This is a genomic window from Ktedonobacter sp. SOSP1-52, from assembly GCF_016587395.1.
This window is the reverse complement of the sequence record NZ_BNJH01000008.1, coordinates 202,094-217,834: the sequence shown is the minus strand read 5'-3', so window position 1 is coordinate 217,834 and position 15,741 is coordinate 202,094. Positions and strand designations below refer to the sequence as shown.

At 53.4% G+C, this 15,741-nt stretch carries 19 protein-coding genes and 1 pseudogene; 13 read left to right on the top strand and 7 right to left on the bottom strand.

The window, feature by feature from the left end:
* Window positions 1–95 precede the first annotated feature (95 nt).
* The 3 genes from JMJ16_RS52785 to JMJ16_RS52775 are packed head-to-tail and all read left to right on the top strand — an operon-like array spanning window position 96 to window position 2,064.
* A complete protein-coding gene (locus JMJ16_RS52785) occupies window positions 96–701 on the top strand; it encodes an IS630 family transposase (RefSeq protein ID WP_201394710.1) in 606 nt (201 codons plus the stop codon).
* Entirely contained in the window at window positions 685–1,221 is a 537-nt protein-coding gene (locus JMJ16_RS52780) for a VC0807 family protein (protein ID WP_201394709.1), read from the top strand. The genes JMJ16_RS52785 and JMJ16_RS52780 overlap by 17 nt, the downstream gene beginning before the upstream one ends.
* Before the next feature lie 39 nt (window positions 1,222–1,260).
* Window positions 1,261–2,064 (top strand): alpha/beta fold hydrolase, encoded by an 804-nt coding sequence (locus JMJ16_RS52775; protein WP_201394708.1) that lies wholly within the window; start codon window positions 1,261–1,263, stop codon window positions 2,062–2,064.
* 199 nt (window positions 2,065–2,263) lie between these two features.
* On the opposite strand, the gene JMJ16_RS52770 is transcribed toward JMJ16_RS52775, so the two are convergent.
* A complete protein-coding gene (locus JMJ16_RS52770; protein WP_201394707.1) occupies window positions 2,264–2,563 on the bottom strand; it encodes a hypothetical protein in 300 nt (99 codons plus the stop codon).
* A gap of 248 nt (window positions 2,564–2,811) precedes the next feature.
* On the opposite strand from JMJ16_RS52770, the gene JMJ16_RS57820 reads away from it, so the two are divergent.
* The 6 genes from JMJ16_RS57820 to JMJ16_RS52740 all read left to right on the top strand — a co-directional run bounded on the left by JMJ16_RS57820 (window position 2,812) and on the right by JMJ16_RS52740 (window position 5,194).
* Complete coding sequence (locus JMJ16_RS57820) at window positions 2,812–2,937, top strand: hypothetical protein (RefSeq protein WP_374229198.1); 126 nt, start codon at window positions 2,812–2,814, stop codon at window positions 2,935–2,937.
* Window positions 2,938–3,208: 271 nt separating this feature from the next.
* Window positions 3,209–3,403 (top strand): hypothetical protein, encoded by a 195-nt coding sequence (locus JMJ16_RS52760; protein ID WP_201394705.1) that lies wholly within the window; start codon window positions 3,209–3,211, stop codon window positions 3,401–3,403.
* A 250-nt stretch (window positions 3,404–3,653) separates the two neighbouring features.
* The gene (locus JMJ16_RS52755; protein WP_236602236.1) at window positions 3,654–4,193 is read left to right on the top strand and encodes a site-specific integrase; all 540 of its coding nucleotides are present in this window, start codon (window positions 3,654–3,656) and stop codon (window positions 4,191–4,193) included.
* A gap of 20 nt (window positions 4,194–4,213) precedes the next feature.
* A complete protein-coding gene (locus JMJ16_RS52750; RefSeq protein ID WP_201394704.1) occupies window positions 4,214–4,564 on the top strand; it encodes a hypothetical protein in 351 nt (116 codons plus the stop codon).
* Window positions 4,536–4,898, top strand: a complete 363-nt coding sequence (locus JMJ16_RS52745) for a hypothetical protein (RefSeq protein ID WP_201394703.1) — start codon at window positions 4,536–4,538, stop codon at window positions 4,896–4,898. Before JMJ16_RS52750 ends, JMJ16_RS52745 begins: the two co-directional genes overlap by 29 nt.
* Complete coding sequence (locus JMJ16_RS52740) at window positions 4,895–5,194, top strand: hypothetical protein (RefSeq protein WP_201394702.1); 300 nt, start codon at window positions 4,895–4,897, stop codon at window positions 5,192–5,194. Before JMJ16_RS52745 ends, JMJ16_RS52740 begins: the two co-directional genes overlap by 4 nt.
* Before the next feature lie 20 nt (window positions 5,195–5,214).
* Here the strand turns inward: JMJ16_RS52740 and JMJ16_RS52735 are convergent, their stop codons facing one another.
* Window positions 5,215–5,853 (bottom strand): hypothetical protein, encoded by a 639-nt coding sequence (locus JMJ16_RS52735; protein ID WP_201394701.1) that lies wholly within the window; start codon window positions 5,851–5,853, stop codon window positions 5,215–5,217.
* Between the two features lie 436 nt (window positions 5,854–6,289).
* Here JMJ16_RS52735 and JMJ16_RS52725 point away from each other — a divergent pair, with 436 nt between their 5' ends.
* Window positions 6,290–7,624 carry an integrase core domain-containing protein gene (locus JMJ16_RS52725; RefSeq protein WP_236602220.1) on the top strand — a complete coding sequence of 445 codons (1,335 nt, stop codon included), beginning with the start codon at window positions 6,290–6,292 and terminating at the stop codon, window positions 7,622–7,624.
* Window positions 7,625–8,219: 595 nt separating this feature from the next.
* On the opposite strand, the pseudogene JMJ16_RS52720 reads toward JMJ16_RS52725, so the two are convergent.
* A pseudogene (locus tag JMJ16_RS52720) lies at window positions 8,220–8,937 on the bottom strand (IS6 family transposase).
* A gap of 259 nt (window positions 8,938–9,196) precedes the next feature.
* Between JMJ16_RS52720 and JMJ16_RS52715 the strand changes: the two are divergent.
* The 3 genes from JMJ16_RS52715 to JMJ16_RS52705 are packed head-to-tail and all read left to right on the top strand — an operon-like array spanning window position 9,197 to window position 11,675.
* Window positions 9,197–9,748 carry a hypothetical protein gene (locus tag JMJ16_RS52715; RefSeq protein WP_201394700.1) on the top strand — a complete coding sequence of 184 codons (552 nt, stop codon included), beginning with the start codon at window positions 9,197–9,199 and terminating at the stop codon, window positions 9,746–9,748.
* Window positions 9,749–9,801: 53 nt separating this feature from the next.
* Window positions 9,802–11,175 (top strand): hypothetical protein, encoded by a 1,374-nt coding sequence (locus JMJ16_RS52710; RefSeq protein ID WP_201394699.1) that lies wholly within the window; start codon window positions 9,802–9,804, stop codon window positions 11,173–11,175.
* On the top strand, window positions 11,172–11,675 hold the full coding sequence (locus JMJ16_RS52705; protein ID WP_201394698.1) for a hypothetical protein: 504 nt from the start codon (window positions 11,172–11,174) through the stop codon (window positions 11,673–11,675). Before JMJ16_RS52710 ends, JMJ16_RS52705 begins: the two co-directional genes overlap by 4 nt.
* Window positions 11,676–11,880: 205 nt before the next feature.
* Here JMJ16_RS52705 and JMJ16_RS52700 read toward each other — a convergent pair whose 3' ends face one another.
* From JMJ16_RS52700 to JMJ16_RS55755, 4 genes are all read right to left on the bottom strand, one after another.
* On the bottom strand, window positions 11,881–13,047 hold the full coding sequence (locus tag JMJ16_RS52700; protein ID WP_201394697.1) for an RNA-guided endonuclease TnpB family protein: 1,167 nt from the start codon (window positions 13,045–13,047) through the stop codon (window positions 11,881–11,883).
* The gene (locus tag JMJ16_RS57815) at window positions 13,034–13,213 is read right to left on the bottom strand and encodes an Arc family DNA-binding protein (protein WP_201394696.1); all 180 of its coding nucleotides are present in this window, start codon (window positions 13,211–13,213) and stop codon (window positions 13,034–13,036) included. The genes JMJ16_RS52700 and JMJ16_RS57815 overlap by 14 nt, the downstream gene beginning before the upstream one ends.
* Window positions 13,214–13,630: 417 nt before the next feature.
* Window positions 13,631–14,860, bottom strand: coding sequence for a S9 family peptidase (locus JMJ16_RS55760; RefSeq protein ID WP_236602218.1), 1,230 nt, complete (start codon window positions 14,858–14,860; stop codon window positions 13,631–13,633).
* Between the two features lie 48 nt (window positions 14,861–14,908).
* Entirely contained in the window at window positions 14,909–15,739 is an 831-nt protein-coding gene (locus JMJ16_RS55755) for a hypothetical protein (RefSeq protein WP_236602216.1), read from the bottom strand.
* Window positions 15,740–15,741 lie beyond the last annotated feature (2 nt).

Genomic DNA, 15,741 nt, shown 5'->3' with positions numbered 1-15,741 from the left:
CCCAGAAGCGAGCGCCGCCTTTGTCTGGCGCATGGAAGATATCTTAGAGATCTACACGCGTCCGTTTGACCCACGCTTTCCGCAGGTGTGCATGGATGCGCAGTGCCAAACTGCTGCTGAAGGACAAACGAGAAAGCCTGCCCATGCAACCGGGCCAGCCTGAGCGGGTCGATTATACGTTTGAATCAGCAGGGATGCGCAAGCTTTTTCTAGCGTGTGAGCCGCTAGCGGGCAAACGGTTCGTCAAAGTGACAGAGCGCCGGACAAGCGAGGACTGGGCCCACTTCGTACGGGAAATCGTTGATGTTCACTCCCCCGATGCTGAGAAGATCGTGCTGGTGATGGACAATCTCAACACCCACACACCATCTTCCTTGTATTCCACCTTTACTCCGTCGGAAGCCCTTCGCCTCCTCAAGAAATTGGAAATCCACTACACGCCCGTACATGGAAGCTGGCTGAATATGGCCGAAATTGAGCTCTCTGCTCTGGCCCGCCAATGTCTTTCCCGTCGCATTGGGACACAGAAGGAACTGGAGCGAGAGGTCTTGACTTGGCAACAGAACCGCAATGAGGAGGCCATTACCGTCAATTGGCGTTTTACTACCGCTGATGCACGCATCAAACTCAAACGCCTGTACCCCTCTCTTGAGAAAAAGAAGCCTTCCACTTCTAAGAAGACTATTGCAAAGGAAGATTGACAGAGCACTTTCTTTTCTTCATAGTTTTTGCAACAATACCCTCGCGATTGCGCTCAAAATCCTGATCGCGCTGGTGCTCAAGAATGTCAGGTTGGTCCTGGTCAGCGACTCCCTGATCACAGCTATCTATGGTGTTCTCATGCTGGCCTCGCTCCTCACGGCCTCACCGCTGATCATGAGACTCATCCAGAGCGTTCTTGCCAACGCAACTCCTGGTCAGGATCAGCAACTCATGTTGCGTTGGCAAGAACCAGGTACCCGCTTGTTTTTCGCTGCCATCACGGCTGTCTGGGGCATTGGCCTACTCCTCGAATGTGTGGTACGTGTGGCCCTGGCTTTGACCTTGCCCATTGAGCAATTCCTCGTGATCAGTCCCATCGTGCGCTACTGTTTTCTGAGTGTACTGGTACTCTGGGCCATCCTCTTCGCACGGATACGCCGCCAGAGGCAGCAAAAACAACGTGAGCGTGTCACGAAGCCGCAAATGCATGAAACGCCACTCCCCTCTGTCCCACGCTGAAAAGTCGTCTCACCGAACAAATGAAAAGGAGCACATGTGATGAAGATTGGCACCCTACGCGTGCCTGGAGCGACCCTCTCCTATGAGGTACGCGACTCAGGATCTGTTCTCCTCATGATTCCCCCTGGAGCGAGCGATGCCCGTGCTTTCAACGGTGTTGCCAGGCATCTCGATGATCTGTATATCGTGGTGACCTATGACCATCGAGGTCTCTCGCGCAGCACGCTCGACAACCTGAAGGAAGAGCAGCGAGTCGAGACGCACAGCGACGATGCCCACCATCTGCTGACTACGCTCACGAGCGAGCCGGCGTTTGTGTTTGGCAGCAGCGGCGGTGCGGTGGTCGGTCTTGACTTGGTCGCACGCTATCCCGAACAGGTGCACACGCTGGTCGCGCATGAGCCACCAGCACAGTATCTGTTACCTAAGGCAGAACACTCCCATGAAAACTTCCAGGAGATCTATCGCAGTGAGGGCGCGGTTTCGGCTTTCCAGAAGTTCGTAGCAGAAGTTCGTGCAAGCTTCGACGACCGGGAGTTGGATGTCGATATGCCAGACATGAGAACCCGGAACACGGACAATATGGTGTTCTTCTTTGAGCGGGAACTCGCAATGTACAGACGCTACAGGTTTGATTTCGCCGCGCTCTTGCGAGCCTCGACCCAGATAGTGATCGCTGGTGGGTGTACCGGACGGGCATACGTCGGTTACCGCAGTGCAACTGTCGTGGCGAACAGTCAGAGGGGATGCAGAGGTCACGGAGGTATGACTGATCCATCTCCCACACCTTACCCACCACACTCACATATAATTAGGAAGGGATTCCCCGATGCGCGATCATGAGACAGAAGCCTCCCAGCGACACTACAGCAACATCCCTGAGCAAATTCAAGAGAACAACAATGGGCCTGCTCAAAGCTCGTCATTGAGTTTGAACAGGCTCACCAATAAAACTCACATGGATTAAGGTGCATCACGAGGATGATTGTTGATGTATAGTGCTGTACCATACAGTAGAAGAATGCTGGAAGAAAAAGCAAGCCTATCCTTGCTCTGTGGACGAAAATGAGGAGAAAACGCCATGATCAAGCACAAAATACCCATCTACCATTACGGAACGGCGTCTTTTCCCTTGCGGTTGGACATCAATTTTCAGTCGGTATAAGGCAAGATCATCAGGTCTTGAACCACTATAGCCAATACGACGTGCTATTCCACAGATTTCGCCAGGAGCGTCAGAACGAGAGAATGGAATACGAGCAAAAGAATGTTTGACAGTCGCTCGATTGCATGGCAGTTGAGGTGTGTAGACCAGATGGTATGTTTTCTCCTGTTCTCTCATGTGTTGTCCCTTTCATCTCAAAAAAAAACATGTTCCAAATCTACTCTTCAAGAAACGTGTCACGAGACACAAAAGAGCGATGTTTCCCCAACGAGCGTATCGTCTGGCCTCTTTAAAAAAGATAAACTCTTCATCAGAGAAAGTACACGAATAGACTCTTACGTAGGTTACATAATTATCTCTTCGCGAGAGGTGGAAAGCCATTTAGCGCCACGTGTGAAACAGCGAACAAGAGCACTTTATCATTCGTGCTGGAGCTGACGCAACTCGATCAGCAACGTTTCATCGGGATGAATGCTCACACTACATCCCTTGGCGCTGGCGGGACACTGGGCTTGCAAGGGACACTGGTTACAGGCCTCTTTGTGCCATAAAGTGCCCCAGCTCTTTTCGGGCGATAAAACATCCTAAGAGGACAGAACCTCTATCAAATCACAGTACGAAAGGAGAGTACCATGCAAGCGTGTGAACAGGTTGTTGAGTATCAGCTTTTCATCGGCGTGGATATTGCACCTCTTACCGCGACCATTGCCTGGCAAGCTCCAAAACAGAAGCCAAGCAAACCTATGACCATTGAACAGACTCCGGAAGGGTTCTCTTCTTTGCATCAGCGACTTCTTAGGACGGGGGGCCGCGCCAGATCGCATGCTTGTCGTTATGGAAGCCACAGAAATCTCCTGGCTGGCTCTGGCGACCTTCCTGGCGCGCCTTGGATACGCGGTCAGTATCGTGAACCCTGCCCAGGCGCATCATTTTGCCAAGGCCCATGAGAATAAGTCCAATCATTGTGAGCTAGTTACCACTGTTACCAGTGAGATTACCCATTGTTGTGCTCACTGATCCACTTTGAGCGGCTCACCTGACGCTTATAACTGCTCATGATCGTATTCTCATTGTGAGTATGCGTGGGGTGTTCCTCCCCTATAGCCAGGGTGCAGTCCAGGCTACTCACTCACCCTCACCCTTCCCCTTGTCCTTGGAAAGTTGTGACTGGTCGCTCTGTCTCTCCGTCATATCCTCTATGCTATGGTTGTACAGCCTACCTACGTTTCCTAAATCCCATCACCCTGTGCAGCCGTAGCATACATTCATTGAACGCGAGGCAGATCTACGTGGCAAGGCCGTCTTTGCATTAGGGTACTGGGTAGGCTGCCGGTTCAGTGACGTGTCCTGGCTCCAGCTCGACCAGGTGTATGTCACTGGCAAGGCTGGTATGATCACCGTCGGGCATAAAGGCGGCAAGACACGCAGCATCGACCTGACCAACGGCGCTCGTCGCCCGCTCCATGACTACCTGGAGCAGGGGACACGCAAGGAGAGCGCCTCCATCTTTACCAGCCAGCGTGCCAAGAAGCGATTGAGTGCTGGAGAGGTCGACGGCTGGCGCTGGAGCGAGGACGGCGTCCACCAGTGGTGGCAACAGCTCAAATCGCTGGCATGTGCGGCTGAGTACGAACTCATCGCCGACGTGACGTTTCACGATCTGCGGCATGACTTTGCCCATCGCGCACGCGCTGCGGGGTGGTCGCTCGAAGAATTGGCCTACTACCTTGGGGTGCGGCAAGGTTTTTTGCGTGAGGCAGAGCCTAGGAAAAAGCTTCGTGCTACAATAGAGCCATCGGCAAGATGACAGAAAGAGGAGGAGCATCAATGGACGACCAAGCCTGGCACGCAAAGAGTATCGAGATCCTGACGGACATCAAGGCGTGGCGACAAGCTCATCCCACCGCCACCTTTGTGGAAATCGAAGAGGAGGTGCATACGCGCCTGATGGAATTGGAAGCACACGTCTTGCAAGATGCGGCTGCGGCGAGCAAGCGTCGAGCATGGGGCCAATCAACGGACACGCTTGCTCCGTTGTGCCCCACCTGCTCCGTTCCTCTGCAGGCACGAGGCAAGCGAGAGCGGACGTTGCACGGCAATGGAGGCCAGAGCGTGACCTTGAGCCGTACCTACGGCATCTGCCCCAAGTGTGGATCAGGTCTTTTTCCCCCTCGATGAGGAACTCGCACTGCTGCCAGGTCACTTGGCGCCTCGGCAACAAGAACACCTGACGCACCTGGCATGCTTCATGCCCTTCGAGAAAGCCACTCAGATGCTTGAAACGCTCCTGGGAGTGCGAACGACCAAGGAGACCGCCCGTTGTTTGACCGAGCGCATGGGTGTCTGCATGGAAGCAGCATACATTGCCGAAGGTGAGAGGCTCTCCTTTCCTCCTCCTACCGATCAGCCTGCTCCACAACGCTGTGTCCTGAGTGCTGATGGGGCCATGATTTCTCTGGTCAACAAGCAGTGGGCCGAAGTACGTACCCTGGCCATTGGAGAGCTCACGTGAGATCGGGTTCCGATGGGGAACCGGAGATCCATGTGGGCCACCTCTCGTATGTGTCTCATCTCTGTGATGCCTTCACCTTTCTCCAACACGTCGCGGGGGAGATCCGACGACGCAAGGTTCTGGAGGCGAGGGAAGTGTGTAGTGTCACCGACGGAGCCGAGTGGTGTCAAAGCTTGACGGCGAGGGGTGCGGCAAGTTTTTTTTGCGCTGAGCCTATCCTGGCCCTTGAGTATGAACGGACCGGAATACTCAAGGGCCATGTAACAAATGAAAAAATGAACCCCAAACAACACTGATAAGCAGTGTGTAGAGATGATTACATAACGTGAAAATGCCGATCGATCATCTTGATAGTTTCTTCCAGTGAGTGGCTACCGTCAATCTGAACAAGGGACAACCCTTGCTCAAGGGCTTTCTGGGTAACATAAGCCGCAAAAGAGATGTCACGTTGCATCCAATTAGCAAAAGCTTGTTCGGGGTGAGTGCAAGTTGCGACAACTTCTTGAGCCCATTCCCTCCGTAGATAGTGCTTCATTTGAAACTCAGGAACGGGAACCATCCAAAGCGCCTGATGGAAGGTCGTCAGCAGAGGAGCTAACAGGTGAGGCAACAATGCATTCCCTTCTACCAACACAGGGGCTGTTTTGGGCAAGGCAAGCAGATCAGCGAGGATCAGCGGAAACTCTTCCTGATACAGCTGGATTTCCTCCGATAGTTGTTGGGCCGCTGGCCGTATCCATAAAGCATCCCCACTCAGGGTGCTCAGTTTGGAAAAGATAGGCTGGAGTTCAGGGGTAACAACAGATATGTGGCACTCGTATGCCTCATCGCAACGATAGAGCTGCCATCCATACTTTGCTACCAAGGCATCAGCCACCGAACTTTTTCCTGCACAAGGTGAGCCACCGAGCCAGTACACATGGGCGAGTTCTTGTTGAATCGCTTCTGCCTTCATTGCACCTCCTCATATGGCGTGGAGCATTTGATGTCGTAACGATACCAGGCTCCCATTTTACCACATCTATTTATGCGTTTTGATCGTGAATTACTCCTTGAAGGCCCTTGAGTATGAACGGACCGGAATACTCAAGGGCCTCTCCTGATCACGAGGACACGATCGATCTCCATTGTTCCCAGTGCTTCATCGCTTGCTGTATTGTTTTCCGACTTTGGCACAAGCGAAAGTACTTGAGATCGAAAAGCGAGCAAGCTATGAACATCACACTTGCTCGCTTGTTTTAGCAAGCAAACAGTATAGTTTGCACTTACTTGCTTGCTTCTCACTGTGAAATAGCCCTTGTCCGCTTGCTCGATTCCCTTCCCTTTCATCAGGTATACTCCATGACAGGTGATCGTTTCCTCTGCTCTCCACTTCTCAGAAAGGGAATGCTATGGAAGTTGAATATGTTGGAAAGCGTGCTCACCTCTTCCATCTCTTGCAGCAACATCCTGAGTGGACGCTCCAGCAGTATGCTGATGCGGTCGGCTGTTCTCAGAGTATGGTTTGCACCTGGCGGCAGCGTTTTCGAGAAGCCCAAGCTCAGGGAACGCTCGATGCTTCCATCTTCTTTTCCCGCTCTCGTGCCCCTCACCATCACTCTCCTCGCATTGATACTGAGGTTAAAGAGCGGGTGCTTTCGATCCGCCAGTCTCCCCCAGAGCCATTACAACGTACCCCTGGGCCATTGGCCATCCTGTATTATCTGCAGCGAGATGCAGACTTGCAGGCAAAAAAGGCCCGCTTGCCTCGTTCGACACGCACCATCTGGCGCATCCTGGATGCTGCGGGAGCCATTGAGCGCGATCATCCTCGTCAGCGCTCTCCACGCCTGCCACAAGCCCCTTTGGAAGAAGTCCGACTCGATTTCAAAGATGTTTCCACCGTTCCTGCTGATCTGCATGATCCTGATGCCAAGCGGCAGCATGTGATCGAAGCGTGCAATTTTGTCGACGCAGGCACTTCCCTCTTGCTCGACGCCCAGGTTCATGAAGACTTTCACGCAGAAACGGCGTTCCAGGCGGTAGTCTCCTTCTTGCGTCGCTATGGCTGTCCCAGCATCTTGACCTTTGATCGCGATCCCCGCTGGGTGGGCAGTGCAGCGGCACGCGATTTCCCCTCGGCCCTCTGTCAATTTCTCTTGTGTGTCGGCGTACAACCCAACATCTTGCCTCCCCGCCACCCAGAACTCAACTGCTATGTGGAAAGATATCATCGGACCTACAAGGAAGAATGTCTGTTGGTACATCGTCCTGGGACCCTCGAAGAGGTTCGCAGCGTCACCGAGGCCTTTCAGCACTTTTACAACACGCAGCGTCCTCATCAGGGGCGCAGTTGTCGCAATCGTCCTCCCAGCCAGGCCCATCCTCTTCTGCCTACCTTACCCGTGCTTCCAGCTGTGGTCGACCCGGATGCCTGGTTGCAAGCGGTTCACGGGCGGACCTATGCGCGACGCGTCAAGTCAGATGGTCGCGTGAGCGTTGATGGGGCTGACTATTCCATCAAGCAAGCACTGGCTGGGCAGCTCATCACCTTGTGTGTCAATGCAGCTGAGCGCTGCTTCGAGGTCCTGCAGCAGGAGAGCATGATCAAGCAGCTCCCCATCAAAGGGCTGCAAGGCCAACGGATGCCGCTGGATGACTACATTGCCTTGATGCAAGAGCGCGCCCGTTCAGAGGAACGACAACGTGCGATGAACCTGCGACGGCGACACCTCCAAGCCCAATAGTTCTCCTGATTGCTTGCTGGGGTTGGTTCGTCGAGGGGGCTGCTGTCGGTTTTTCTGCTTGCTCGTTTGTTTTTAAGAGCTTGTTCGTCTGCTTTTCTCCCTCCCTGGTTAACCTTTTCCTTATTTTTCTCGCCCATACTCTCGTGCTTGCTCGTCTGCTTTTCGTTCGAATGCTTGTTTTTCGCAATCTCAAGTACTCTTGCGAGAGCTAAAGTCGGAAAACAATACACTTGCCGCTGACAGTACGCCCGTTGGCGACACCGATGAGAACAGTATTCCTTGGTACGGTGTCCCTTAACGCGGATCAGAGGTATCCCACAAGGGCAGGTATCTGGCTGTTGAGGAGCAACAGGCCCCTGGGGATGCGCGAGAGGACGGGGAGAAGGAGACGGGAGGATGGGACGGACCGGTGGAAGGGGCGTGAGAGGAGGAATGGCAGCCACTGTGTGTGACGGAGGTCCAGGAGGAAGCGTGCGAGGCCTCAATGGAGCAACGAGAGGGTATTGTCAACTTGGCGAGAAAACAGAAGAGCTTTTTTGAAGAGAAGAGAAAAGGGAGAGGAGAGAAGCGGAGGATTGAAAGGAATGGATCGCTGTTAGGCAGCCGTCTTTCCTCCGGCCACCTCGTTCCAAACCAGGAAACGATCCTGCATGAGAGCACGGTAATCCTCTGCAGTGAGACGATGCCGTTTGGGCCGAAAGTGATCCAAAATCGGCCCGAATGCGGAGAGAAACTGTTAGGCCTGGACTGCTTGATTTGAACCGCCGCATCGTTCGTTCTCGTTGTCTGGTCGGCTGATGCGAGCGTTCCGCTCGGTTGTTTAAGCCCTTGTGTTGTCGATGCTCTACACTTGCCATGACCGCTCTCTTTGCAGCGGCGTAGCTGGCCAGTTTGTCTGTAATAATCTCTTGTGGCACGTATTGAAGCCCTTTGAGCAGTTTTCGAAAAAATTTCTTCGCTGCCTGTTTGTTGCGTCGGCTCTGCACGAGAATATCGAGGACGTTACCGTACTGATCAACAGCTCGCCATACGTACTGGGTCTTTCCGTTGATCTTCAGGTAGACTTCATCCAGATGCCACGTATCGCCCATCTTACCATGACGGCGTCTGAGCTCATTCGCATACGTTTGCCCGAATTTCAACGTCCACTGACGGATAGTTTCATACGTCAAAACGATGCCGCGCTCCGCCATAAGCTCTTCAATATCACGGAAACGCAAGGAGAAGCGAAAATACAGCCAGACTGCGTGACTGATAATCTCGGGCGGGAAGCGGTAGCCTCTGTAATTGGGAGCAGTGGTTGTTGTTTTCATGAGGCTATTTTAACACAGTGTTCCGCTACATTCTCAAGTTGACAATACCGTGTCCTGTGGCAATTGTCCAACTTCGCCCAAAATCGCGAAGTACTTCGCCCACTATTGGGTGGTTTTCCACTTCCCTTTTTGACAGGCTTTTCAGTACACTAAGAGCAGGTCGTGTGGCTCTTGCTTGTGCCTCCCCTCCTATGCTCTACGACCAACACACATGTGAGGGCTGCATGACCTTATTATGACGAAAGGCGGACAGAACAACATGATCAATATGGAGCGTCTCCTGTCACCATCGGGTGTTCCTGACGGTCTTCCACACGCTCCTCCTGGAAGTAGGGAAGGACACGAAGAGCAGATGATGGCACTGCACGCGTTGCAAGTGGTTCCTCCTGCGTTACTGGAGCAGGTGCAACAGTTATTTGGGTCACAGGACCGGCGCTGTCTCAATGGGCAGGCGTTTCTGGCCCAGTGGCTTCGTGTGGCGCACATCGAAGAGATCCCACTTCTCCCTCATGAACCTCCCCAACTAGTTGCTGTGCTCACGATTCAGAGTCTTCGCGCGTTTTGCACCTCTCCCTTGTCTGCCTGCCCCTGGTGCTATGACACCACAGCCAAATACATGTCAGTGTTACAGGCGGCAGGCCTCTTGCTCAAAGCGAAACAGCCCAAAGGCATGGGGACGCGCTATTATTTACCACTGACATCGACGCCCTGTCTGTCTGCCTGTCTGTGCCGAGCAGGTGCAACAAGCTCACGAGTCGACGCAAAAGCGTCAGACGTTCGCGTGCGTTGCAACGGGTCGCAGTGTGTCTAGAGGAGCAGATCCCCTGCGTCGAGAGTGATCACGATGGAAAGGATGCAGGAGCCATGAAAACCCGGCCAGGGTATCTGTGTTTGGTTCCACCTCCACAGCAAGGACAATATGAGCAACGAACCTGTAGTCATGCTTCCCAGATGACGGAAAGGCGTGGTGAGTTTTCTGGTAAAGAAGAGCGGGTGGGGCGAACGGTTGAGCGCCTGATGGCGATGATGCAGTCCTATGGGATGCGTCTCACCCCTGCCATGAGAGTATCGATAGCTACCATTATCTGGGAGGAACTGACCCACTCAACGCAAGCGGTTTCACCACAACCGCCTGAGGAGCATAAGCCAGTTTCCTCGTCACCTGAAATGCAGACGAAACCAATCTGTGATGTGATGCATCGTGATCGAACAACAATACCACGTCAAGGTCGACGTTTTCGAAGAAGGTCGAGAATTGCAGAGGGAGATCCTCGTCCACAACCTGATGTGTCGACTTCAGAAGAAAACTATCGCCCTCAAGCCGCTCCATTGACTCAGAGGGAGAACAGACAATCTCCTGAGAAACTGTCGACTCCAGAAGAAAATCGTCGACCTCAAGCGAGCGCCTCGGTGGGTGAAGAAAATCGTCAACTTTTCGCCAAACCATCGACTGCTGTGGAGGATCGTCGACCTTTGGTGCAAGAAACCGTCGACTTGTGCGGCACGCAAACGCAGACCCAGGGGTCCCATACGCATACACACGCGCGTGCGCGCGTTGAATTCAATTCTCTCAATACTCATCAATTCCCAAAAAAAGAAATACATGAAAAAAGTGAAGATGAATTGAGAGAACATGGTCTTCTACAAAAGCAGGTCGATGGTTTGGCGCGTATCGCAGAGGAACCAGGCCAATCATTTGCTCCCTGCTCTCGCAGAGAGGTCATTGATGAGCCTTCCTCAACCCTGTCTTCTCCAGCGCAAGAGAATGTCTCTCTTGTGACCACAGAGGATGAGGATGATGGTCCTTTTCTCTCCCTTCGGGATCAGGTGGCTGCAATGAAGCGCGTGTATGAACCGGCGACCCATGAGATGCTTGAGGCACTGGCTCTGGATTACTCACAGCGCTTTAACCAGACGAGTGAAAACGTTGGAGTCTACCTCAAGCGTATGCATGAGCATCCGGAGTGGCTTCATGTGGCGGCGGTGGACGCCCTGGTGCGCACCTGGTTCCCTGATCCCGGACGTCGTGCGGCCAGACTCGGGGGAGGATGGGTGATCAAGAAATACCGTGAGTATGTGGAGGGGCAGGAAGAGCCTCCCGCCGAAATGGTAGCCTGGGCACAATGGATTCTCAATGGTGGATTGACCTATAACCATCTGGAGTGGGTGCTTGAAGTCGCCGCGCGCAGTGGGAGCATCACTCAGATGAGGGAAAACGCCCGCTTCCTCACGAGGTGATTACCGAAACTGGACGGTTGCAGGAGTTCTGGGCCGAAGGCGGCGCACAAGGCTTAGAACGCTCTGGCTATCTCTTTGTGGATCTTGATGGTGAATTCTTTTCCTCTCAGGACTACGAGGGGTATCGTCAGGCGGCGGTGAATGACGTGCTTTCCACTCCGTATGATCCCAGTGATTCCCAGGTGATGTATGAGATACAGACGTATCTGGCCTGGGCTGAGTCCCAGAGGCTTCCTGCAGAAGAAGAGCAGGCTCTGCTGACCGATTTACCACCCCCCCTGGTGCAATGGGTGAGCGCTCTGGGCAAGCGGATTGATAGTGATCATTATAACATTGGCGTACGTTTGGCTCCTCGAAGCCGTCGACGTGTCATTGAAATTCGAGAGAAGTCGACGGTTGGACAGGTCTGGCATCTGGGCAACCAACAGCAAATTCTTCAGTGGTTGCAGCAGTATTGCTTTTTTCCTGCTGAACAACAATTAGCACTCATGGGTAACTGATATGAGGTAACGATAGCACCAATAATGGGAATTCTTATAGACATTAGCGAATTGATGATTGGTTAAAGGAGCAACGCAATGGAAAGAAATGAGCATGCTGAGCCTTGGCTTCTGACTGTAGAGCAAGCTGCAAAGCATCTGAACATTGGTCGAACAAAGTGCTATGACCTTGTGACGACTCCCCACGGCGAAAGCCGGGGGCTTCTCAGGAGGCTTGCGCTTCCTGAAGGCTCCGTCCGAGCCAAAGAGCTTTGATGTTGAGTGCAGCATTGTGATCCCTGTCCAGTTCACAGCCACACTCACACGAGTGCCAACGCTCTGAGAGCGTCTTCTTGCGAACCGTGCCGCAACTGCTGCACACTTGGCTGGTATATTTCGGATCAACCAACACGACCCGCACCGTACCAGCCTCCGCCGCTTTGTACTCGCAGAACGCGATGAATTGACTCCAACCAGCATCTAAAATTGATTTATTCAGGCCAGATTTGGCACTGGCTCCGTTAGGAAGATACTGCCCCGTTTCCTCATCCTGTTTGGGTTTCGCTCGTTTGGAGAGGTTGGCAGGCGCGATATCTTCAAACACAATGGTTTCGTAGGTGTTCACTAAGCGGCGTGACCACTGATGCAAGTAGTCATTGCGCTGATTGCGTGTCTTCCTGTGAAGCTTCGCCACGCGCTGTACGGCCTTCTTGCGCCGGTTGCTCCCACGTTTCTTTCTCGCGAGAGTCTGTTGTGCTTTTGCAAGCTTCTTCTCAGCCTTACGGTAATGTTTGGGGTTCTCAATCACGTCACCTGTGGAGAGGGTCGCCAGCTTCGAGACTCCCAAGTCAATACCAACTGCCTCATCGGTGTAGGGTGTTCGTGGCATGGTTTCTACTTCGCAAGCTAGGCAGGCGTACCAGCAATGTCCCTCCCTCTTGATAGTGCAGGTCTTGATGGTCCCAAGCACCTTGCGATGCAGCTTGATTTTGATGTGTCCAATCTTGGAGAGTTCAAGACGCCCGTTCTTCAGGGAGAAGCCAACTTGTGGAAAACAGAAGCTATCATAGTGGGTGCGTCCCTGGAAGCGAGGATAGCCGGGAGTAACACCTGCCTTCACACGTAGAAAGAAGTCTTTGAACGTCTTCTCTACCCGGCGCAACACATCCTGCAACACCTGAGAGTGGATATCTTTGTACTCCTCTCTGATCTCTTTGATCTCAGGCAGTTGCATGGCTTGCGCGTTGTAGTTGGTTCCTTTGCCAGTGTATTTGTACATCTCTCGACGCTCTTGGAGCGCAGCGTTGTACAATTCGCAACATCTGACAAGTGTCCATTCAAGCTTCTCGCATTGTTTTTTGGTGGGATAGAGGCGAAACTTAAAGGTCTTCATGCTCACGTGACTTCCTGCCTTCTTTGTGTCGAGCAATCCGCTCTCGTATCGCCTGTACAATCTCCCAATTAATGGATCGTTCCTCATAGTGTGCCATTCGCTCTAACTCATCCCACACCGATTGAGGAATACGAGCCTTAAAAGGATGTTCTTGTTTCTCTTTCATGATGTTATTTTAACATCATAGTGATATCATATCAAGCGTATCCACCACCACCCTATCCACCCACAAAAGGAACGCGCCTTCTATCCCCCTGCCTTTAGGCAGGGGGATAGAAGGCGCGTTTTGATAAGCTCTGAAGGTTTGCCAGTAGTCAGCAGATGGCTCAAGAAAGGTGATACTGGTAATTTTGTGAACGGATGTACCAGGTAGCCAGTACAGCGAGGGGTGGTCTGCTCACTCCTATCACGCCCATGGAGAGATTCGTGGCTCTCAGGCTCTCTGACATCTCTTCAAGGAACCAGCCCTGACATTCTTGCATCGCCTCAAACGTGAGCTGTAAATTATGGGATTATGATATCGTGTGACGCTTTGCATGGTCTCGTCACCTGCTCTCAGTAGACCAGGTGACGAGCATTGTGCTTATACGTACTCTTCCGGACGGATGTCGACGTACTGGCGGAACCAGTCGAGCATAATTTCCCAGCGTTCCAGCATCAGAGCGGGTTTCTCCGCGCCTATATGCCAGTGACCGGGAACACGCACGAACTCGACGGGAACCTTGCCCATGAGCTTGAGCGCGATATAGAACTCTTCCGACTGGCTGATAGGACAGCGCAGGTCGTTCTCTGGATGATAGATGCGTGTAGGCGTTGTGACCTTTCCGGCGTGTGTAAGAGGTGAGCGGTCGTGATAATATGCAGTGCGTTCCGCGTCCCATGGATACCCTTTTGATTGGAAAGCCATCCAGAAGCCGATATCGGAGGTTCCCACGAAGCTTGCCAGGTTGGAGACGCCCGCCATTGGGACCGCCGCCTTGAATCGGTCTGTCTGCCCAATAATGCGCATGGTCATGTAGCCGCCATAGCTGTAGCCTGAGACAACTAGGCGTTCGGGATCGGCTATACCACGTGTGATGCACTCGTCTACACCACGCATGATGTCCTGATAATCCCAGCCACCCCAATCGCCCTCTACCTGGCGCACAAAATCCTCGCCGTAGGTTGTGCTGCCATGGGGATTGCAGTAGAAGACGGCGAAGCCCTGCGCCGCGCAATACTGCAAGAAGGGGTCCATGCCAGCGCCAAAGGCTGACTGTGGCCCGCCGTGGATATGCAAGAAGAGGGGATAACGCGTCCCTTCTTTATACCCAATCGGTCGAAGCAACCAGCCTTCGACCTGCTCGCCTCCCGAGCTTTCATAGGTGATGCGTTCCGGTTCGCTGAGCGTGACGGGGGCTAATAGCGTATCGTAGAGATGCGTTAACCTGTGCTCCTCACTGGGCTGCCCATCGCGTAGTTCCAGACGGTAAAGCTCCCACGGGTGTGTCGGTTGGCTCTGCGCGTAGATGATGCCGTGACCGCCCGGCAAGAGGTCGAAGTAATGGGTGACGTGTTCCCCTGTGGTCAGCGGTATCTGTGTGTTGCGCTCAACATCAACAGCATGCAGATTGACGCGCCCATGCTCGGCGATGGCGAAGTACACGCGTTTGCCATCCTCGCTCCAGCGTGGCTGGTAGGGCGTTGGAGACCCCAGGCGCATGCCAACGGTTGGTGCAACATCATAATCCAGGTCGGAGAGCAGCGTGCGCATCTCGCTGTCTTCACGTGCGATCAGGCGCAACCGAATAACGCTTATTCCCTCTTTATTCATATCCTGCGCGGCTAGTACCGCAGCCTGGCTGCCGTCAGGGGACCAGGATCAGCTATGCACCTGGAGCGAACTATCGGTGAGGCAACGCATCTCGCCCGTTTCGATATCTATGTTCCACAGATCGGTAACCCAGGTGCGGTCGTAGTCCTCATTGTGATTGGTGACCAGGCTGATCTCACGGCTATCTGGAGTCCAGCGAATGCCATAATGGTCATAATCGCCTGTGGTCAAGCGCCTGATATGTTGCGGGTCCATGGGCTGTTCGCTCGCGTCGCCGGGTTGAGGCGCGGGCATGACAAAGACGTGCATACGCTTCTCAAGCATGCCACGGCCATCCAGACGATACCAGACGCTTTTGATGGTACGCTGGCGATAGCGTTCCTCTTCGTCCTGGCGCTTCTTTGCCGCCTCGTCCAGTATCTTGCGTCCCGTGAGCACATCGTCTTCATCGGAATTGAGGGCGGCGGATGTCAGGGCGATCCATTTGCCATCGGGTGACCACGCCACTTCATTGATGCCGCGAGCGAAGTTGGTGAGCTTACGTGCTTCGCCTCCGCCCATCTCCAGAAGCCAGAGTTGCGCCTTGTCTCCCTCTCGATTGGAGGTGAAGAGGAGGCGCTGGCTATCAGGTGACCATACGGGAAAGTTGTTCTGTTTCCCGCCGCGTGTCAGGCGTACAGGTTCGTTGAGAGCCTGTCCATGCTCGTCCAGACGCAGCAAATAGATATCACTCAGCACTTCGTTGCTGGCTTTGTCCTTGAGCGCGAGGCTAAAGACCACGCTCCGACCATCAGGCGAGAGCGCCACGTGTCTCATCTCCGGCAGGGTCCACAGGTCATCGTGCGTTAGTTTGCGTGTTGACACTATCACATCGGCCATAT